19 protein-coding genes and 1 pseudogene are annotated in these 20,133 nt (G+C 56.5%); 9 read left to right on the forward strand and 11 right to left on the reverse strand.

Going from position 1 to position 20,133, the window contains the following annotated elements; all coding sequences use genetic code 11:
* Positions 1-75: 75 nt before the first annotated feature.
* Positions 76-924 (forward strand): annotated as a pseudogene (locus ABD76_RS07195) (formylglycine-generating enzyme family protein); the annotation flags it as partial.
* 702 nt (positions 925-1,626) lie between these two features.
* Positions 1,627-2,571 carry a transposase gene (locus ABD76_RS07200; RefSeq protein WP_197255531.1) on the forward strand — a complete coding sequence of 315 codons (945 nt, stop codon included), beginning with the start codon at positions 1,627-1,629 and terminating at the stop codon, positions 2,569-2,571.
* A gap of 742 nt (positions 2,572-3,313) precedes the next feature.
* Here ABD76_RS07200 and def read toward each other — a convergent pair.
* Complete coding sequence (gene def / locus ABD76_RS07205; protein WP_197255533.1) at positions 3,314-3,829, reverse strand: peptide deformylase; 516 nt, start codon at positions 3,827-3,829, stop codon at positions 3,314-3,316.
* 115 nt (positions 3,830-3,944) lie between these two features.
* Positions 3,945-5,048 carry an A/G-specific adenine glycosylase gene (gene mutY, locus ABD76_RS07210; protein WP_197255535.1) on the reverse strand — a complete coding sequence of 368 codons (1,104 nt, stop codon included), beginning with the start codon at positions 5,046-5,048 and terminating at the stop codon, positions 3,945-3,947.
* Positions 5,049-5,387: 339 nt separating this feature from the next.
* Here mutY and ABD76_RS07215 point away from each other — a divergent pair, with 339 nt between their 5' ends.
* From ABD76_RS07215 to ABD76_RS07230, 4 genes are all read left to right on the forward strand, one after another.
* Positions 5,388-6,206, forward strand: a complete 819-nt coding sequence (locus tag ABD76_RS07215; protein ID WP_206765560.1) for a sulfite exporter TauE/SafE family protein — start codon at positions 5,388-5,390, stop codon at positions 6,204-6,206.
* Positions 6,203-6,577, forward strand: a complete 375-nt coding sequence (locus tag ABD76_RS07220; RefSeq protein ID WP_197255539.1) for a DUF1634 domain-containing protein — start codon at positions 6,203-6,205, stop codon at positions 6,575-6,577. Before ABD76_RS07215 ends, ABD76_RS07220 begins: the two co-directional genes overlap by 4 nt.
* A 21-nt stretch (positions 6,578-6,598) precedes the next feature.
* Complete coding sequence (locus ABD76_RS07225) at positions 6,599-7,075, forward strand: chromate efflux transcriptional regulator ChrS (RefSeq protein WP_197255541.1); 477 nt, start codon at positions 6,599-6,601, stop codon at positions 7,073-7,075.
* A gap of 117 nt (positions 7,076-7,192) precedes the next feature.
* Entirely contained in the window at positions 7,193-7,534 is a 342-nt protein-coding gene (locus tag ABD76_RS07230) for a c-type cytochrome (protein ID WP_197255543.1), read from the forward strand.
* Positions 7,535-7,624: 90 nt separating this feature from the next.
* Here ABD76_RS07230 and ABD76_RS07235 read toward each other — a convergent pair whose 3' ends face one another.
* The 4 genes from ABD76_RS07235 to ABD76_RS07250 form a co-directional block, all read right to left on the reverse strand.
* Positions 7,625-9,340: a sensor histidine kinase gene (locus tag ABD76_RS07235; protein WP_197255545.1), complete on the reverse strand. Its 1,716-nt coding sequence runs from the start codon at positions 9,338-9,340 to the stop codon at positions 7,625-7,627.
* Between the two features lie 210 nt (positions 9,341-9,550).
* Positions 9,551-9,946, reverse strand: a complete 396-nt coding sequence (gene acpS / locus ABD76_RS07240) for a holo-ACP synthase (RefSeq protein WP_197255547.1) — start codon at positions 9,944-9,946, stop codon at positions 9,551-9,553.
* 199 nt (positions 9,947-10,145) lie between these two features.
* Positions 10,146-10,952 carry an ABC transporter permease gene (locus ABD76_RS07245; protein WP_197255549.1) on the reverse strand — a complete coding sequence of 269 codons (807 nt, stop codon included), beginning with the start codon at positions 10,950-10,952 and terminating at the stop codon, positions 10,146-10,148.
* Complete coding sequence (locus ABD76_RS07250) at positions 10,949-11,902, reverse strand: ATP-binding cassette domain-containing protein (protein ID WP_197255551.1); 954 nt, start codon at positions 11,900-11,902, stop codon at positions 10,949-10,951. Before ABD76_RS07250 ends, ABD76_RS07245 begins: the two co-directional genes overlap by 4 nt.
* Positions 11,903-12,218: 316 nt before the next feature.
* Between ABD76_RS07250 and bioA the strand changes: the two genes are divergently transcribed.
* Positions 12,219-13,577, forward strand: coding sequence for an adenosylmethionine--8-amino-7-oxononanoate transaminase (bioA, locus tag ABD76_RS07255; protein ID WP_197255553.1), 1,359 nt, complete (start codon positions 12,219-12,221; stop codon positions 13,575-13,577).
* 57 nt (positions 13,578-13,634) lie between these two features.
* Here the strand turns inward: bioA and ABD76_RS07260 are convergent, their stop codons facing one another.
* The 3 genes from ABD76_RS07260 to ABD76_RS07270 are packed head-to-tail and all read right to left on the reverse strand — an operon-like array spanning position 13,635 to position 15,884.
* Complete coding sequence (locus ABD76_RS07260; protein WP_197255555.1) at positions 13,635-14,636, reverse strand: acetoin ABC transporter permease; 1,002 nt, start codon at positions 14,634-14,636, stop codon at positions 13,635-13,637.
* The gene (locus ABD76_RS07265; protein WP_197255557.1) at positions 14,626-15,501 is read right to left on the reverse strand and encodes an ABC transporter ATP-binding protein; all 876 of its coding nucleotides are present in this window, start codon (positions 15,499-15,501) and stop codon (positions 14,626-14,628) included. Before ABD76_RS07265 ends, ABD76_RS07260 begins: the two co-directional genes overlap by 11 nt.
* Entirely contained in the window at positions 15,498-15,884 is a 387-nt protein-coding gene (locus tag ABD76_RS07270; RefSeq protein ID WP_168178464.1) for a GntR family transcriptional regulator, read from the reverse strand. The genes ABD76_RS07265 and ABD76_RS07270 overlap by 4 nt, the downstream gene beginning before the upstream one ends.
* A 166-nt stretch (positions 15,885-16,050) precedes the next feature.
* On the opposite strand from ABD76_RS07270, the gene ABD76_RS07275 reads away from it, so the two are divergent.
* Both ABD76_RS07275 and ABD76_RS07280 read left to right on the forward strand, forming a co-directional pair.
* Positions 16,051-16,908 carry an alpha/beta hydrolase family protein gene (locus ABD76_RS07275; RefSeq protein ID WP_197255559.1) on the forward strand — a complete coding sequence of 286 codons (858 nt, stop codon included), beginning with the start codon at positions 16,051-16,053 and terminating at the stop codon, positions 16,906-16,908.
* Positions 16,909-16,941: 33 nt separating this feature from the next.
* A complete protein-coding gene (locus tag ABD76_RS07280) occupies positions 16,942-18,297 on the forward strand; it encodes a Na+/H+ antiporter NhaC family protein (RefSeq protein WP_197255560.1) in 1,356 nt (451 codons plus the stop codon).
* A 718-nt stretch (positions 18,298-19,015) separates the two neighbouring features.
* On the opposite strand, the gene ABD76_RS07285 is transcribed toward ABD76_RS07280, so the two are convergent.
* Both ABD76_RS07285 and nadE read right to left on the reverse strand, forming a co-directional pair.
* Complete coding sequence (locus ABD76_RS07285; RefSeq protein WP_197255562.1) at positions 19,016-19,237, reverse strand: hypothetical protein; 222 nt, start codon at positions 19,235-19,237, stop codon at positions 19,016-19,018.
* Positions 19,238-19,300: 63 nt separating this feature from the next.
* Positions 19,301-20,110 carry an ammonia-dependent NAD(+) synthetase gene (gene nadE / locus ABD76_RS07290; RefSeq protein WP_197255571.1) on the reverse strand — a complete coding sequence of 270 codons (810 nt, stop codon included), beginning with the start codon at positions 20,108-20,110 and terminating at the stop codon, positions 19,301-19,303.
* Positions 20,111-20,133 lie beyond the last annotated feature (23 nt).

A 20,133-nucleotide genomic window follows, 5' to 3' on the forward strand; every position in this document is an offset into this window, starting at 1 on the left:
GAGTCTGTCCAGGCCGCGCGGAGGCTGCTGGCCAATATGGACGGAAACGCTGCGTCGCGTCCGTCCCTTGACAGCTTCATCCGCCTGGAAGGCGGCACCTTCGCCATGGGCTCCGAGGATGCCGAAGCGTTCCCGGCGGACGGGGAAGGGCCGATTCGGGAAGTAACGGTTGGCCCCTTCCGGATCGCACCTTATGCCGTTACCAATGAAGACTTCGCCCGCTTCGTCGCGGCGACGGGCTATGTAACCGAAGCGGAGCGCTTCGGCTGGTCCTACGTCTTCCATCTGCTTGCTCCCGAGCTGGAAGGGGAGCATATCATCGGCAGCCCGCAGGGAACCCCATGGTGGCTTGGCGTTCGCCAGGCCTGCTGGCATCGCCCGGAAGGCCCCGGCAGCAGCGTCGCCGAACGGATGAACCATCCCGTCATTCACGTGTCATGGCATGATGCACAGGCCTACTGCGAATGGGCTGGCGCGCGCCTCCCGGCCGAGAGCGAGTGGGAGTTCGCTGCCCGCGGCGGACTGGAGCGCCGGCGCTATCCTTGGGGCGATCTGCTGAAGCCGGATGGCGAGCATCGCTGCAACATATGGCAGGGCAAATTCCCTGTTAAAAACAACGCCAGCGACGGATACATCGGCACCGCTCCCGTCGACACCTTCGAGCCGAACGGATACGGGCTGTACAACGTCGCCGGCAACGTATGGGAATGGTGCGCGGATTGGTTCACCGCCAACCCGAACGAGCGCGGCCCGGCCGTTCAGCCTCGCGGACCGCGGACAGGAACGGAACGCGTCATGAAGGGCGGTTCCTACCTGTGCCACAAATCATACTGCAACCGCTACCGCGTCGGCGCACGGAGCAAAAACACCCCCGACAGCTCCACCGGCAACCTCGGCTTCCGCTGCGCAGCCGACGCCAACTAAGTGATGCAAGCCAATTAGGGCCGACGCCAACCGAAGCCTCTAAGAGCTTGCCATCGCGGAGCATCATCCCCGGAGGCCAACTGGCCTCCGGTTTTTGCGCGGCTTAGTTGGGGAGCCTTCGACCCGCGGGGCCGCTTACTCCCGTTATCCTGCCTATTTCCCACCTGTGCTTTCCAGTCCAGTGCTCACCTCTGCTACCCAGACTATTCCCCACCTGCGCTTACCTGTCTAGTACTTACCTTTGCTACTCAGACTATTCCCCATCTGCGCTTTCCTGTCTAGCGCTCACCTCTTCTATCCTGACTTTTGCTCACTTCCGCTGTACTTTCTATGTGCCCATAACCGACAGAGCCATCTCTTGTCGAATCAAGCAACCTCTGTATTCAGGTCCTTTTCATCATTATCCCCTCCACTCAAGCTGACTCAATGGGATAGTGACTCAAAGGTAATAGAGGACCATTCGTTCCAACAAAGCATGATTGTTCTCCAATAATCGCACCCTACACCTATTAACCGGGTTGCGAAGACAATTCAATTACGTGTTGAAAATGCTTCAGAAATTTTTAAGAATAATGGAGGACTCGGCAGCCAAAATTTATTGGATAAATTTCCAAACAAACACTTGAAATAGGAACATTAGTTCTGTATAATAAAAACAGAATGTATGTTCTGTCATTTGCTTTTGCAGGGGGGGAGAACGGCATGCGCGCCTGGGAGTCGATTAATAGCGTGGAAGAATTGATGCATCTGTTACAAGACGAAGCCGAGTGCATTTCTTTTTTGTTTCGTATAAAGTGGCCTTTTGGGTTTGTATGCCCCCGTTGCCATCATGGCGAGGCTTATGTCATCAAGACGCGTCGACTGCCGCTGTATGATTGCCGCGCTTGCCGCCATCAGACCTCACTAATTGCAGGGACGATAATGGAGGGAAGCCGTACGGCGCTGTGGAAATGGCTTACGGCAATCTGGCTTGTTTCCCGTACCGACATATCATTCAATGCGGTTGAACTTCGCTCACTCATTCAAGTGACATATAAGACGGCTTGGTCCATGCTCCATAAAATTCGAAAAGCTATTAACCGTGCCGACACCGGTCAGCCGTTGAAAGGAGAGGTTCATGGCATCGTGGCTTTCTATGGACGTCCCTATTTTTCCCCTATCCTTCTCCATGAACGGGAGTGCCCGATCATAGTTGCTGAGTCGAGCAGTGCGGAGTTCGTCGGTTCAGATCACGGCAATCCAGCTTCTGTTATCGAAATGGAAGAACAGAGAGCCCATACCCGCAGAATCAAGATGAAGATCGTTGACCGTTGTTATTGCTCCGGCAAGTCGCTCTTGCGCACAGGTTCTGAAGAATTCGCCAAGCTTCACGCTCATAGCGATTCTACCGTCTCGATTATTCGCTATTACTTCCACGTCAAGCGCAACAGATACCTGTGCCAGACATTCAAGCGTGCCTGGAAGTGGATGAATGATAAGTTTCACGGCATCGGGTCTACATACCTCCAGTTGTACTTGGATGAGTTCTGTTTTCGCCATAATGCCGCAACCCGTGGATCATCATCGTGGGGCTATTTATTGCGTTCATGCCTATCGTTCCGTGATGCGCATGTTTCGAACGCCTCTTATGTATTTTCCGCTGCATAGGCAGATGCCGACGCATGAAAATATGAAAAATGGGTGTAACGTCCATCTATCATTCACTACAATAGGCCTTTCAGGAGGATGCACATCTGAAACAACTTTCTGCATGCCCTCAACACGGCCCTCGCCTGATGAGCGTTCCGTAGCAGCATAGCGGGGATGCAAATAACTTAGGCTCAGAGAGGTGATATAGGCTGTAGTTTGTTCTTCGGAAAACTTTTCGGTTGGTCTACTTGTGAGGCAGCAAGAACTGCAGTACTGCTCCTATGCCCTTTTTATGAGTGGATGGGATAATGGCCAAAAGAACTTTAAACCCCACTGTCCTGTACTGCGTCCTTCCTGGATCTCATTCAGCTCTCCCACACTACCTGATTCTTCCGCATTGGCGCCGCATTAGATCCACTATTCAGATAAATTGTTTTACTGGCTAGTATTTCGACATCATCTGTCAGTTGCCTTACTGTCTTCTGCGTAGATGCCTTCTGCAGAACTATAAATTGCATTATCACTACTGCACCACTTCTTCTGTTTTACGACTTTTGACTTGCTAAACTGCCACGCTGCACTCTGTTCGGTTTACCCAGCTCCATATCAAATACCCGGCTGCCCTCTTGAATAATATAATAATCGCATTACTCGCCGTGCAGGGAGGTCTCGTCACACAGAATGCCGGGAACGTTACAGACCCGGGCGGTGGTACCGTTCGATCAGTTTTTCAATACGTGAAACTATGACGATCATCGATTTATTGGCCGTTCGAGAGGCGAATCACGTCGAGCAGCGGGACATATTGATGGGTGGCTTCGTGGACGAGATGGCTGTCGGTCACATGGTCAATGAACAGCTTGCCGTCCAGATGGTCCATCTCATGCTGGATGCAGCGGGCCAGGAGGTTTTCTCCCTCCAGTGTAAATGTCTCCCCGTTGCGATCCATACTGCTGATTTTGACGTATTGATATCGCTTGACGCGGCCGTAATATCCCGGATAGGATAGGCACGCTTCCATCCCATCTTCTTCCCCCTCGGCCGCCAGCAACTGCGGGTTGATCAATTCAATCAGGCCTTCGCCGCAGTCCATGACGAGCACGCGCCGCAGCACGCCGATTTGCGGCGCCGCCAAGCCGGCTCTGCCGGGGCGGGCATAGAGGGTATCTTTCAAATCATCGAGCAAGGCCAAAATCCGGTTATTCACTTCGGTAACAGGACGGCATATTTTTCGCAGTATCGGATCCCCAAAAGGAAGGATTTCTCGTTGAGCCATGAACACACACCCTCATTTCAAATCGAAAAGGCAGGATGACGTCTACCGTCGGCCTGCCTTTTCGTAATGGTGTCTATTATATCATAGGTACGCAGCAGAAGTGTTATCCGTGCTGTCATTGCTCGGCGAAATAAGCATGCAATAGTCGTAAAAATAAGTTCGGGAACGCCAGCCGCTCCATCTCTTCCGGCCCGATCCAGGCATATTTGCCGCCGGCAATCGCCTGTGAGGCATCTTCTATTCCGCAGCGGTACACGCGCATCTGCCAGTGGATATGGCTGAACGTATGCTCGGCATCGGTCCAATGCTCGAGCGGCTTCAGCCGTACGCCCTCCGACTGCATCCCTTGCCGCAGCGTCTCCATCGCTTCTTCCTCGCGCAAATCAAGAAGCCCTCCCGTCTTCGGGGCCAGCAAATGGGGCAGTTCCCACATGCGCGCCAACAGTCCGGCGTCCGGGCGCTGGCGCACCAGCACTTTGCCTGCATGCTCCCCTGCGCCTTCCACGAGGGCTGCATAGCGGAGCTCCGGCTTCGGCGGCTTCGCTTTGGTCTTCACCGGCAGCATCAGTTCCTCGCCGGCAATCCGCCCGGCACAATGCTCCATGACCGGGCATGGCAGGCACGCCGGGGCTTTGGGCGTGCAGACGAGCGCGCCCAGCTCCATCAGCGCCTGGTTGAATTCCGAGGCACAGCCCTCCGGAATCAATTCCTGCGCCAGATGCTCCATGTGCGCGCGGGTGCCGGCCTTGGCGATGTCGTCATGCAGGCGGAAGTAGCGCGACAGCACCCGCATGACATTGCCATCGACGGCCGGCTCGGGCCGGTTGAACGCGATGCTCATAATCGCACCCGCGGTATACGGCCCGATGCCCTTCAAGGCCGAGACCTTGGCCTTGTCGTCCGGGATGCTGCCGCCGTATTGCTCCTTGACTTCACGCGCGGCAGCTTGAAGATTGCGGGCTCGCGAATAGTAGCCGAGCCCTTCCCACGCCTTCAGCACCTCTTCTTCCGGTGCTTCGGCCAGCGCCTCGACCGTCGGGAAAAGAGCGATGAAGCGCTCGAAGTAAGGCTTGACGGTCTCGACGCGAGTCTGCTGGAGCATAATTTCCGATACCCATGTATAATACGGATTCGAATGGCGCCGCCAAGGCAGATCCCGCCGGTTCGCACGGTACCAACTCAGCAGCTCCCGGCTGAAATAACGCTTTTGTTCGTTCATGACGGCCTCCCGTTCTCGTTCTTTAAAATTAAGGAGATTACTTTTTAACGATCTTAACGATAAACAACCTTACGTATTTGTTCAATCCCTTCCCCCGCTTTTTTGCCGCTTCCGGCTGGGACCGCGAACAAGACCCTGCCAAAATAGAAGGTTGTTTTTTGAAATTACCAACAAATCGAAATCATTATATGATATATTTGTACACATCGAAACCTAACCAAGGGGCTGTTAATTCGAAATGATGGAATAATTCTAGTTATTAAACAAAATAATTCTCCTTGGCCTCCGTTTCTACTATCTTAGAAAGGAGATGCGTTCGTGACTCTCTTTGCTTTTGAAATGCTGCTGATTTCGATCTTGGCCGGCATCGTCGGATCCGTGCTTGGGCTCGGCGGCGGCATTATCGTCACTCCCGCATTGACGCTGCTCTTCGGCGTCGACATCAATCATGCCATCGGAGCCAGCATTATCTCCGTCATCGCGACGTCCAGCGGATCTGCCATCGCTTATATCAAGGACCGGATTACGAACCTCCGCGTCGGCATGTTCCTGGAAATTGCGACAACGGTAGGCGCTATTACCGGAGCTTTTCTCGGAGCGATAATCGCGCCAGACTGGCTCTATGTTATCTTCGGCCTGCTGCTGCTGTACTCTGCCCTGGCCATGCTGAAAAAGGCCAAATCCGACCTGCCGGCTGAAGTCGAACCCCATCCGTTGGCGACGAAGCTGAATCTGCACAGCCATTATTATGACAAGGCGATTCAGCAGGAAGTCCACTATACCGTGGCCAACCCTTACGGCGGCTTCGGCGTCATGTATGGCGCAGGCGTCATCTCGGGCCTGCTTGGCATCGGCAGCGGCAGCTTCAAGGTGATGGCCATGGATCTGTTCATGAAGCTGCCGCTCAAAGTATCCAGCGCGACCAGCAATCTGATGATGGGAGTAACGGCGGCGGCCAGCGCCGGCGTCTATCTGTTCCGCGGCGATATCGATCCCGTCATTTCCGCACCGGTCGCACTCGGCGTCTTGATCGGAGCCACCCTGGGCACGCGCATTATGCAGCGTTTGAAAAACAAAACGATTCGCAAGCTGTTCGTACCGATACTGGCCTACGTCGCCATCCAAATGATTATACAAGGGATAGGTGGTCAAGGATGAACGAACCGAAGAATAAAGAGAAGGAAATGCTTGATGTCGAAGCCGCGGTCAGCTCGTTTTTGCGAATCGGCGTCCTGACGAGCGCGGCCGTTATTGTGACCGGACTCATCATGTTCCTTGTTACGGGAATAAGCGGCTATCCGGAGGGCGAATATCCGACCACCGTCACGGCGATTATACAAGGTATCGCTGCCGGCAGAGCCTATGCGATTATCATGGGCGGCTTGCTGCTTCTCATTATGACCCCGGTCGTGCGGGTTTTTATTTCGATTTTCGTCTTTGCCAAAGAGAAAGACTATATGTATGTCGCGATTACATCGCTCGTCTTCGTCATTCTGATGATAAGTCTGGCGTTGGGCAGAGCTGGTTAACGAACTTCAGGAGGTGTTCGCATGTTCTCCTTCGACGATATCCCCGCTTCAATGCTCGATGAGATTGATAAGATGATTTTGTCGGCGCTGCACAGCAACAGCCGGATCTCGTATACCGATCTGGCCAAGAAGGTCAACCTGTCCCGCGTGGCCGTCCAAGCCCGGGTACAGGCGATGATGGAAGACGGGCTGCTGGAGAAGTTCACGATCGTCATTAATCCGGAAAAATTGGGCATCCGGGTTTCTGCTTTTTTCAATGTCGAGGTGGAGCCCCAATACTTGATGAAGGTCGCAGAGCAATTAGCGAATGAGCCCTGCGTGACGAGCCTGTATCATATGACGGGCCCGAGCAAGCTGCATATGCATGGACTGTTCGCTTCGAACCGGGAGATGGAGCAATTTCTGCAGGAGAAGCTGTATCCCCTTCCCGGCATTATGAGCGTGGAGACGCAAATTTTGATCAAACGGTACAAGAGCCGGATGGGCATGAAGCTGTAGGCCAGTTGTGAACCTTCTGCAACATTGCGGCGGAAAGCTTGCTTTTCAAGGAATTCCTTTCCTATACTGAGTACAAGATCATAGACAATTCGGAAAGTACGGGAAAGGAAGGGTTCCATGCGCACACGCAAATTATCGGCGCGCGCCGCGGCAGGCGGAGCGCTGCTGCTCGCAATCAGCATGCTGCTTGCCGCTTGCGGCGGATCGTCGTCCGCCTCGACGCTGGAAGGGCCGGAGGAAGCCGTCGCCGTCTACAAGCAGCGCTGCATGCAATGCCACGGCGATCAACTTCAGGGCTTGATGGGGCCGGAATCGAACCTGCAAAAGGTCGGGGAACGGCTGTCGAAGGAAGACATCGTAAATACGATCAAGAACGGGGGCAATCGCATGCCTGCGCAGCGCAACATCAATCAGGACGATATTGACAAGGTCGCCGAGTGGCTCGCCGGCAAGAAGTAGCCGGGCACGGCCAAGCTGCCGGGCCGGACAGGCAGAACGCAGACGGAAGCGCAGAAGTGCGCCCCTGTCTCCGTTTTGTGTTGATGGCGATTACGAGGTTGGCGCGACCGGCAATGTAAAGGTCAGCATAACACCGCCATCGATATTGGCAATGGAATACCGGCTCTGATGCCGGTCAAGCAGATGCTTGACAATCGACAGGCCGATGCCGTTGCCGCCCCCCTGGCGGCTGCTTGACGCATCCGCGCGATAGAATGCATCCCACACGTGGGGAAGATGCTCTTCCGCAATCGGCTGGCCTTCATTCCGAACTTCAATCCGGACGACGCCGGGCTCAGCGCCGCGCTGCACCCGGATGTCGATCCGCCCTCCCTCCGGGGTGTGGCGAATCGCGTTCGTCAACACATTGGTCACGATCTGCTCCAGCCGCTGCGGATCGGAGCGAACCATAACCTCATCCTCCGGCAGCCAGTCCAATCGCAGCACCCGGTCCGTTGCAAACGGTTCCACCAATTGCAGCACGTACGCAAGCGTGGAGCGCAGCGGCACATTACTCCACCAGAGATCGAAGTGACCGCTCTCCAGTTGGGACAGATCCAGCAGATCCTTGACGAGGCGGGACATCCGCTCCGCTTCGTTCACGATGACCGAGGCGTACTTATGCCGCTTCGCCCCTTGGCCCACATTGTCGCGGAGCGCTTCCGCGTAGCCTTGGATCAGACTGACCGGCGTCTTCAGCTCGTGAGAGACGTTGGCGACGAACCGCTTGCGCAGCAGCTCCAACTGCTTCTCCTTCTCGATGTCCCGCTGGAGCTGTTCATTCGCCGCCTGCAGCTCTCCCATCATGCCGTTCAACTCGTTAGCCAAATAGTCGAAGGTCGCGGCCAATTCTCCAATCTCATCCTGGCGCCTCATCTCGGTCCGCACGGAGAAATGAAGCCGGGCCAGCCGTTTCGCCATCTCGTTCAGCTTGACAAGCGGATGGGAGATCAGGCGCGTGAACAGAAAAGCGAAGCCAAGCAGCAGCACGATCGCCGCCAGGAAGAAGTAACGGTAGAACCCGCCGAGCAGCGAGGACGCGTCCGAGACGGGCTGAAGCGTGGATACCGTTATCATATACTGCTGCTTGCCTCCGTCGTCCGGCATGGGCGCCATGGCGGCCCACACCCGTTCATTCCGGTTTCCGTCGATGCCCCGATCGTAGAGCTCGACGGCAATCCCTTGCCGCAGCGGCTTGCGCAGCATGTCCTTTAGCTTCTCATGCAGCACCGATTTCAGACGCAGCGTCTCCGGACCGAACCACCTCGCAGGCTGGACCGGCATAGCCGGAAGCATGCCTTCTCCTGCCTGCGGCAACTTCCCGTCCATCTTCGCGCCCAGCTCATTGCCGGAAAAGTGGGACGGTCTTGCCGGCGCCGGAAGCGTAATCTCGGAGCCGGGCAAGGTCGGATACAGCGTAATACGATAATCGCTGTCGTCACGCATCGGAGCGGCAGCTTGCGGCCGGCTGCCCAGGAACACATTGACCGTCCGCCCATCCTTCACGACAACTCCGGTTAAGGAATAATGCTCCATGTCGAACGATGCGATGCGCTTCATCCACGCGGCATCGACCTTGTCATCCCCCAGTTCTTCGTACATGCTGCGGAATTCCTTCTCCAGTTCATTTGCCCGTACCTTCAACGAATACGGCTCGAAGAACATCAATTGCATGATCATGAACAATGCCGTGAATAAGAAAAAACCGACCGCCGTCGTCCAATACACCTTTTTCGCGAGGCTCCAAGTCCGTTTTTGTTTTGTCATCGGTATTTATATTCATTTCCTCCCACGGTGATATCCGTCGCCACGCATTGGAATTTACCCCCATTATGTAGGAAGCCCCCTGAGATTGCAATATACGCCTGTTTACATCAAAGCAGCCCCGCCCCCCAGGATCGGGGAACAGGGCTTTATTGCGCGGATCATAAGTTATTCCGCAATCGGACAGGCCGCCCAAGGCGGTGTCAGCGGCCCTTATTCCGGCAGGCGCTCCACGATCGCCTGCGCCGAAGCAAGGCTTGGCTGATGCGAGATGCTGACGTGAATGCGGCAGGAGGCGCCGGACAGGCCGAGCCGGCTCCAGGCTGCCTCGCTGAGACGGGCATGCGGCTTGCCAAGCGCATCGGACAGCACTTCGATATCGTGGAAGCCAATCATCGGCCCGAATCCGGTGCCGAACGCCTTCACCACGGCTTCCTTGGCCGCGAACCGCCCGGCGACCCATTCCGTCCGGCGCGCTTCCCGCAGCGAAAGCGCCTCCCGCTCGCCCGCGGTCAAGATCCGCTGCAGGAAACGCTCTCCGCTTGAACCATTCAACAAGCGGGCAACCCGCTCCAGCTCCAATATGTCATGCCCGATACCGTAGATCACGAACCTCTTTCCCTTCTTTACGGTTACGCTTGAATTTTATATATAGAGCATACAACTGAGAAGCCGTAACAAGCAAGCTTGTCTCCGGCATAGCGGGCCGGCGTTGTTGCATGCGATTCCGAATGGCCTGCTCGGTTCCCGTGAGGTTAGTTCCCGTCAGGTTGCTTCCCTGCGGGGCAGCCTCCCCACGTGCTGCCGTCTACTCGCTCACCCGCCATTTCACCAGCTTGTTAATGACGAACAAGGTGACGATGCTGTAAACGAGCAGGACGACACAGTTCCACATGACGCCGTCAGTCCAGCCAATCAGCAGCACGGTGCGCATTGCATCCGCCGCGTAGGTGGTCGGGAACAGATACGAGACCCACTGCAGTGGCTGCGGAAGCTGTTGAATGTCCATCATGACCGGGGACAAGAAGGTAATGAACATCATGAGCACCTGGCAGATCATATTCGTCAGCTGATGATTCGGCGACCAGAAGCCGATGCACACCCCGATGCCGACGACGCTGGCCAGCGACAAAATAATGACAACCGGTAGCCCCCATGACAAATGAAAGGCGATGCCGTAGCCAATGCTTCCGATGACGGCCAAAATGACCGTAGACGGCAGCGTGCTCATCAAGCCGCGCAGCAGATTGGCGATGACAAAGCTCATTTTGGAGATCGGGAGCGAAGCGTAGTACGTAAAGTGTCCTTGGTGCTTTTGCCATGAAATCTCCTGGCCCATGCTGTTCATCCCCATCACGATGACCCCGAAAATCAGGTTGCCCGCAATGATGCGGGTAATCATCTCTTCGCTCGGATTCTCCGTGAAGAAGGTCATGAACATCATCGTCGTCAACGGAAACATCGTCGCCATCAGCAGCACCCACGCCCAACTGTCCCGGATGATGGCGAATTGGATGCGGAACAGAATGGACAGCTCGGTCATCGCGCGTCCCGGACCTTGCAGCGGAGCGGATGACGCTTCCGAATTCGGATGTGGAGCGATCGCCGGATTCATGCTCCCGCCACCTCCTTTTCTACCTCTTGATCAATATGAAAATAGACATCTTCCAGGCTCGGCGGCTTCACGGCGTATTCCTCAATCGGCAATTCCGGAGAATGGACGATATAATCGAGCACTTGACTCGCATCCTCCTTGTTCACCAGCAGGACAAGCCGGTTCTCTCCATTGCCGTGCAGCTGCCCCCAACGCTCCATCGCCCGCATCGTATCCTCGCGGCGCCCGAATTCCGTCGTCAGCTCGAACTTGAGGCGCTGATCGACCTTCTGCTTCAGCTTCGCGACCGTATCGTTCGCCAGCAGCCGGCCGTGATTGATCACCGCGACCCGATCGACAACCTGCTCCGCCTCGAGCACATTATGCGTGACGAGAATGACGGTAGCGCCCTGCTTATTGCGCTCCTTGATCAGATTCCAGACCAGGCGCCGATTGGCCGGGTCGAGTTCATTCGTCGGCTCATCCAATATGAGCACCGGCAGTCGGCCGATCATGACCGTCCCGATGCCGACCATCCGCCGCTGGCCGCCGGATAGATGCCGCAGCAGCTTCCGCCCCTTATCGGCCAGCCCCATCAGCTCCAGCAGCTCCTCGGCCTGCCGCTCGGCCTCCGCCTTGGCCATCCCCCGCAGCCGGCCGGTGAATACGAGCGCTTCGCGCGCCCGGAGCGAGGACAGCACATGCGGCTCCTGCGAATAATAGGCAACCTGCTGCGCGACCCTTTTCGACTGCTGGCTGACGTCGATTCCTTCGTACCGCACGGAGCCCGACGTCGGCTTCAAATGTCCGATCATTTGCTTGATCAAGGTCGATTTGCCTGCGCCGTTCGGGCCGAGAACACCCAAAATCTCGCCCTCCAGCACCTGGAGCGAAATGTCGATATTCGCCTGGACCTTTCCCTTTTTATAGAGCTGGCTCACTTGTTCGACTTCATATACGACCCGATTCACCCGCTTTTCCCTCCTCCTTCTTCTATCTATGAGCATACATGGCGCTCCTCTTCGCCTGAAGCGTCCGCCGCCTGAAATCGGATTCATGCTGAAGAAGAATTTATATCTCGGTCTGGAGACCGAGGAGCGGAGCCGGCCAAGAAGGCTCGGTTCCAGGGTGCCTAAACCTATCCGCCGCGGGAGCTGCCCCCAGCCATTGGACGATAGGTATTGTCTCCACCTTTATCATTTGTTAACCTTATATTTAGATAATATGGTTTACATTTTAATGCAGAGAAGTTTACGGACTTACCGAACACGAAGGAGATGGAGTTCCATGGAAGAGAACCGGAAGCGGCAATTGCTGGATAAGGATCGGGCGTATGTGTGGCATCCGTTTACGCAAATGAAGGATTACGCCGATCGCGATCATGTGCTGATCGAAAAGGCCGAGGGCCTCTTCCTCTATGACGCGGACGGACGGCGGTATTATGATACGGTATCCTCCTGGTGGTGCAATCTGCATGGGCATGGCCATCCGCGCATCAAGGCGGCGATTCGCGATCAGCTTGACGCGTTCGACCACATTATGTTCAGCGGGCTAACGCATGCGCCGGGCATCGAGCTGGCCGAGCAGCTCGTGCGTCTGACCCCCGAAGGGCTGACGCGGGTATTTTACTCCGACAACGGTTCGACCGCCGTCGAGGTGGCGCTCAAAATGTCGTTCCAATATTGGCAGCACCGCGGGCGAACGGAGAAGACGACGTTCGCTTACCTGGACGGGAGCTATCATGGCGATACTTTGGGCGCGGTGAGCGTGGGCGGGGTCGATCGCTACCACGCGCTGTTCCGGCCGCTGCTGTTCCACGGCCACCGCCTGCCGGCGCCCGATCTGCGGCAGGCGCGTACCGCGGGAGCCGAGGGCGAACGCGAGGCGGCGGCTCGGGCGCTCGCCGCGGTGCGCGAGCTGTTCGAGCGGAAGGGCGACACGATCGCGGGCTTGATCGTGGAGCCGATGCTGCAGGGAGCCGGCGGCATGATTATGACGCCGGCCGCCTATTTGCAGGGCGTGCGCGAGCTCTGCAGCCGATACGGCGTCCACCTCATCGCCGACGAGGTGGCGACGGGCTTCGGGCGAACGGGCGTCATGTTCGCCTGCGAGCATGCCGGGGTCAGCCCGGATATCCTGTGCCTCAGCAAGGGACTGACCGCCGGCATCATGCCGCTCGCGGCGACGCTGTGCCGCGAAGAGCTGTACGCCGCGTTCTATGACGAGGACGCGGCGAAGACCTTTTTCCACGGCCACAGCTTCACCGGCAATCCGGTGGCGTGCGCCGTGGCGTTGGCTTCGCTGCGCCTGTTCGAGGAGGAACGCGTCCTCGAACGGGCGCAGGACACCATTGCCGCGCTGGCGGACGCCCTGCGCGGCCTGGCCCGCCTGCCGCATGTCACCCATGTGCGGCAGCTTGGGCTCGTGGCGGCGTTCGACCTGTACCTGGATGCCGAACGCCGCCAGCCCTTCCCGCCCGAGCGGCGCATCGGGGCGGCCATGTACGAGGCGGGCTTCGAGGAGGGACTGATTCTCCGCCCGCTCGGCGATACCCTCTACTATTGGCTTCCATTGTCCGCCACGCCGGACGATGTCCGCGACATCGCGGCCCGCACCGAGCGGGCGCTCCGCCGCGTCCTCGGCTAAACGCACGGCGGGCGGGAGCTTGTACATCCGCTCCCGCCCGCTTTATCATCCGTCTCACTACAGCCTCATCCGCGCCAGCTTGCGGATACTCAGATATCCCACTATAATGCAGAACCCAGCTCCAAGCAAGTACCCCAAGCAGCCCGGGTAAACGAGAGTATAACAGATGTCGCCCCCGAGCAGAGCCGCGCAGAACACGCCGATACCGATCAGCACCTTCTCTCCCGCAGGAAACAGAATCAGCTTCCCGTTGTTCTCCAGAGGGTTCCGATTATAAAGAACAAGACCCGCGACAAAGAGCAGCAAAGCGGACGCGCCGACGAATCCGTACGGATACCGATTGATGCTTTCCGTAATCCAGCTCAGGATGTTCAAGTTTTCCCATACGGTCCCGCGCAATTTCATGTGCTGATAGATTGGAGCCGGAAAAAAAACATAGATAAGCTTCCGAACCATCGAAGTTATAAATTCATATATGCAGAAAAGAATGAAGGTCAGCACCGCCTGGGCCGTCCAGCTGCCTGTGAAGGAGCCGATGAACAGCATCAACGTATACGCCGACAGGACGGCGAAAATATCATGAAACGCATACTTGATAAAATCCATGATGGTAAAATGCGAGCCGATCGGAGAAGCCCACAGCATGGCGGCATACAGCAACGTGATGACAAGGACGGACGAGATGGTATAGGCCGCGCCAACCATCCATTTCGTTCCATAGATCAGCCAGCGCGGATACGGCAAGGCGAACCCCAGCTCGCTGATGTGGTTCCGCCGTTCATAGCCCATTTGCCACAAAGCCAGCAAAAAACAGATCAGCGCAAGCCCGAACTGAAAAATGGCATATTTCTCGGAAAACGCCCAGTTCACCGCATTCATCGGGTCGCGGTCGAATATCGAGGCGTTATGCCCGATATATTCCGGCGACTGGAACCACCATTGCTGCATATGCATAAACAAGACGGCCAAAAAACCGAGCAGCGGCATCAACGCGAATAATCCCCATGTCTGGCGAATCTCCTTCCGCCACAGCGGCCGGATAAACCAATTATGCAGCACCCCCGTCACCTCCCGATTTCCATGTAAACCAATCTTCCAGCGAGAGCGGGAGCTCGTCGATCAGCATCGGTTCCTCCCTCTCCAACGCATGCAAGGCCGCTTCCGATTCCACAATCACCGTATACACGCGGCCAACCTGCTGGAGGGCGAACACCCCCGGCTCATAGAGCCAGGCTGGCGGCTCCGGCTTGCCGAACACGATCTGCAGCTTCTTGATCTGCTGCCGCAGCCGCTCCAGCTCCCACACTTCCTCGGTCAGTCCTTCCCGCAGCAGGACGACCGTATCCGCGATGCGGTCCAACTCGTTCAGCATATGCGATGAGATGAGGATCGAAGATTCTTCATCCAGCGATTCGACAATCAGACTTAAGAGCTGCTTCTTCGCTACCGCGTCTATCCCGTTCGTCGGCTCATCGAACAGAATCAGACGCGCTTTCGTAGCCAGCCCGAGGGCCGCGCTGAACAGCATCTTCATCCCCTTCGACAGCGACCGCACCCGCTTGTGAAGCGGAAGCTTGAAGTTATCCATGGCCTCCGTAAAATAAAAAAGATCAAAATTCGGGTAAATTTGCGCGTACCAGCTGGCGCATTCCCGAATCGTATACGATTCCAGCGCCGTCGGCGCGTCCGGGACAAAGACGATATCCCGCTTGAGCTCCGGATAGCGGTGCACGCTAATGCCGTCAAAAGCGACGCTCCCCTGATCCGGGCTATAGATGCCGACCATCGTCCGCATCAGCGTCGTCTTGCCGGTCCCGTTCCGGCCCACAAGCCCGACGATGCGCCCCGGCTCGATGCCGAAGGTGACGCCTCGCAGGACAGGCTTGCCGTCAATCGATTTATGTACAGCCTCCACTTGCATCATGATTCTTCCCTCCACCATTCATGACATGCCTGCTCGACCATGTCCAGCAGACCGGACGGTTCCAGTCCGAGATGCTTCGCTTCCAGGGCAACACGCTTGATGTCCTCTCTCAGCTTCTTCATCCGTTCCTCCGCCATGCCGGGAGACGCCGCTTCCGCGACAAACGTGCCTTTGCCCCGCATCGTCACAATCACCCCTTGCCGTTCGAGCTCCTGATAAGCCTTGCTGACCGTATTCGGGTTAACCAGCAGCATCGCGGACAGCTCGCGCACCGAGGGCACCTTCTCTCCCGCTTCCAGCGCTCCCGTGGCGACGAGCGCTTTCATCTGGTCCACGATCTGCTCATATATCGGCGAAGCGCTCTGCTCTTGCAGACGAAACATGGAAACCCTCCCTTTCTGCTGATCGAACCAAATAGTGTATTATTAGAACTAGTACACATGGTACACAAGAATAGACATTCCTGTCAAGATGAAAAGGAGACATTCTGCTTCAGGGGTGTGGTACAATGAGTGAAAATAAGCTGGAAGGCAAGGAGGTTGGCTTAGATTGAAATATGCATTCACCTATTCAGGGCAGGATGGCCGCATCCTGCGCGGGGACGTGTTTCTGCCTGCCAAGCCGCTGGGCCCGGCGGTGCTCCTCATTGCGCACGGGTACAAAGGGTTCAAGGATTGGGGAATGTTCCCTTATGCGGCGGAGCAAATCGCAAACCGCAGCGGACTGCTTACGATAACCTTTAATTTTTCGCATAATGGCGTCGGCCCCTCGCTTGACCGCTTCGATCAGCCGGAGCGATTCGCAATCAATACGTACGGAGAGGAGCAGACTGACCTTGCCACGCTGCTCGATTGGTTGCGCTCCTCCGAATTCCCGCAATGGCTGGCTGCCCAAGGAGGAAGCTTCCCTTGGTCGAAGGAGATGCCGCTGTACCTGCTCGGCCACAGCCGGGGCGGGGCAAGCTGCCTGCTGTATGCGCTGGAGCATCCGGAGCGCATCGCTGGCGTACTTACGTGGAATGGCGTTACAAATATGGATTTATTCTCCGAGGAACAGAAGCAGGAAATGCGGGACAAGGGCCAATCCAAGGTGATCAATGCCCGGACGGGCGAAGCGCTCCCGTTATCCCGTCTGCTGCTGGACGATCTAGAAGCCAATCGCGAGAAATATGACCTGATTCACCGCGTCCGCGATGCCCGCTTCCCTCTCGCGCTGATTCAAGGCTCGGACGATTTGCCGGGATTTCGCGACGGATCGGCCCGTCTGGTAGCCAACTATCCCCAAGCGGAGTGGATTACGATCGAAGGGGGCGGCCATACGTTCAACACGGTTCACCCGTTCCAAGGCACGACACCGGAGCTGGAGGCCGCCATTGAAGCAACCGTTCAGTGGCTGAAGGCCCGCTAATTTTCGCACATAGACAGGAGTTGCTGTGTACTTATGTTGACCCCGCGCCAGCTCGCTGTATCGGTCCTGACGACGATAGGCGGCCTTACCGCCGCCTATCTGCTCGGTCTGCCGCATATTGCCGGCTTTGCCGCCGGCTTCCTTGTGCTCGCTCTCTGCTCACGCAAGCAGGGCCATCCCTGGCCCGACCTGCTTCGTTATATGCGAGCGGGCGCCCTCCACACGATGGAAGTCGTCTGGATTCTGCTTATGGTCGGCCTGATGATTCCGGCCTGGACGCTCAGCGGAACGATCCCTTACTTAATCGAGCAGGGACTGTCCTGGATTCATCCGGCATGGATGACCACGCTCACCTTCTGGTTGTCCGCTCTATTTTCCATGCTGCTGGGCACCTCGACGGGAACATTGAGCGCGGTAGGCATCCCGATGATGGGTGTCGCGGCGATGGCTGGCGTGCCGCTGCCTCTCATGGCCGGCGCTCTCGTATCCGGCGCGTTCGTCGGCGATCGCACCTCCCCCTTCTCAAGCGCCCACCGCTTGGTCGCCGATTCAACGGGAACCTCCGTCAGACTCCAGGCCCGGGCGATGCTGCCCACAACGCTGATCGGCCTCGGAGCGGCTACGGCCGTCTTTGCCTTATTCGACTGGGCGGGAGCATGGGTCGTACCGGCCAAGGCATTGCAGATGGAAGCCTATCGCGACGCCTTTGCATTTCACCCGCTGCTGATCCTGCCCGCTCTCGTTCTGGTCGCAGCGATCCTGTTCCGGATCAAAACGCGTTACGCCTTCCTGCTCTCCATCGTAACGTCAATCATTCTCGGAACCTGGCTCCAAGGCGCCGGCGCGATGACATGGTGGAATGGCCTGCTGTGGGGCTATGACCATGCCTCGCTTCCCTCGCTGCATACGAAGGGCGTGCTGAATATGGTCGACCTCGTCCTGCTGATAGCGATGGCCGGCGCCTTCAACGGCATACTGGAGTCGACGCGCACCCTGGAGCCGTATATGGCCTCCTTATTGGGCGCGAAGCCGTCTCTGCCCGGAGCCACCGCGCGCATCGGCTTATTCGGCTTCATCCTGGCGCTGGTCTCCTGCACGCAGACCCTGCCCATCATGATGTCAGGGCGGAGCGTGCTGCCGCTGTGGACCACCCGCTTCCCGCCGGAGCAGCTCTCCCGCATCGTCGCCGATACGGCTCTCGTTTTCGCTGCCCTGATCCCGTGGAATATGCTGGCTGTCCTCTGCGCCACGATTCTAAATATGCCCGTTCATCAATACGCGCTCTTTGCCGTCTTTCTATGGATACTGCCGCTGTGTACGTGGCTCGTGTCCTTCCTGAGGGGGCGGAAGCAAAGTACCGCGCATTACAGCAAAACATTATCGGGCTGAACGAGGAAAAATGGCAGCGACGGGACATCACGGCTTAGACTGCCGCCAGAGCATGCTCCTCCCTATAGAGACCGAATCCTTTCCTGGTCGGGCTGCTCTGGTTTCGGCCGTTCCGTACGTCCCCTTCCGAGGCCTTCTTCCGAGGATTTCTTCGGAACTATTTTTCGAAGGTCTTCTTCCGAAATATTTTTCCGAAGTATTCTCCGGGACCTATTATCCCGAAGTACTCTCCGGCGGTCTCCCCGAAGGCATTGGACAGTATCTCCTTTTGCGCCTTTCTGTCACTATCCCCCTAGCTCATAAAATCAAATGCTCCTTCCCGATATTGCGAGATTGCCCGGTTCGGTTAAGAACTTCTGTATCTTTTGGACAACTAAGCAAGCCGTTCGTCTCTCTCTTTCTTGTTTATGAGTCAAGGGGATAGTGGGCAAAAGGCCTTGAATACATATCTTTTCCCCACGACGCGGAAGAGAGGACATCCCGTTCACATCACACAGCGGGCACGTTACCCGTCAATAACGCGAGATTCGTCGACGAACACCAAATTCGATCAATTATCATGAGGTTCGTCAGTTAACACGAGAATCGTGAGTTAACTCGGGAATCGATAGTTAACACGAGAACCGTTAGTTAACACGAGAACCGTTAGTTAACACGAGAACCGTTAGTTAACACGAGAATCATTAGTAAACACGAGATTAGTGAACTCTAACGCGGATCAGCTAAAAAAGATGATACCCGTCGAAAAAAACGTTCCATTTCTCTCCCCCATGCCTATAAGTTTCAAATGTGATGCTGAGTTATTGGAATAGTTGCGCAATGAAACGCTGCCGCGTCTTGCCAATGAATGCCGTTGTCCTTCATCAAGAGAAAGCCCTGCGTCCTCATGGCTTGCACAGGCATGGTTGTTAGGCATCAAAAAAAGACAAGCACGGTTCATGTGCTTGTCTTCCTCGAAGAAAAGAGAATAGGGCAGGCAGGCCTGGTCTATTTCGCTTATCGTTCAGATGCCGGGAATCGGGGCGCGCTTGTGCTCGGTTTTGCGGTAATGCTGTTCGAGCTTCGCTTGAACGTCGGCGGGAACCGGCTTGCCCTCCAGGTAATCGCTGTTGTGCTCGTAGGAGACGCCCAGCTCTTTCTCGTCGGTCTGCCCCTCCCACAGGCCGGCGGTCGGCACTTTGTCGATGACGCTGCGCGGCACGCCAAGCCGTTCGGCAAGCTGGCGAATCTGGCGCTTGTTCAGGGAGGACAGCGGAGTAATGTCTACGGCTCCGTCGCCCCATTTGGTGTAGAAGCCGGTCAACGCTTCGGAGGCATGGTCCGTGCCGACCACGATCAGGTTGAGGTCGAACGCCAGCGCATATTGGGCGACCATCCGGATCCGCGCTTTGATATTCCCTTTTCCGGGAACGCTTAAATGGCGCGGTTGACCAAGCCGCTTGAACCCTTGCTCGACCTCAAGCGCAACCTCGTTCACCGCCTCTTCGATGTTGGTCTCGACGGTATGCTTCAACTCAAACGCTTCGGCGACGGCATAACTATCGGCAATGTCAACCTGCTCCCCATAGGGCTGGAACACGCCGAGCGTCATGTACTCCTGGCCGGATTCCGCTGACAGCTCGTCGGTGGCCTGCTTGCACAAGCCGGCGGCGACAGCGCTGTCGATTCCGCCGCTAATGGCGATCAGCAGCCCTTTCGCGCCTGCGTTGGTCACATACTCCTTCAAAAAATCAACACGTTTGCGGATTTCGGCATCTACATCGATTTGGGGCTTGACTCCGAACCGACTGATGATTTCCTCTTGTAGGCTCATCTGGATATCTCCCTTCGATCCAT

Source organism: Paenibacillus dendritiformis, from assembly GCF_015845845.1.
Classification (GTDB): domain Bacteria; phylum Bacillota; class Bacilli; order Paenibacillales; family Paenibacillaceae; genus Paenibacillus_B; species Paenibacillus_B dendritiformis_C.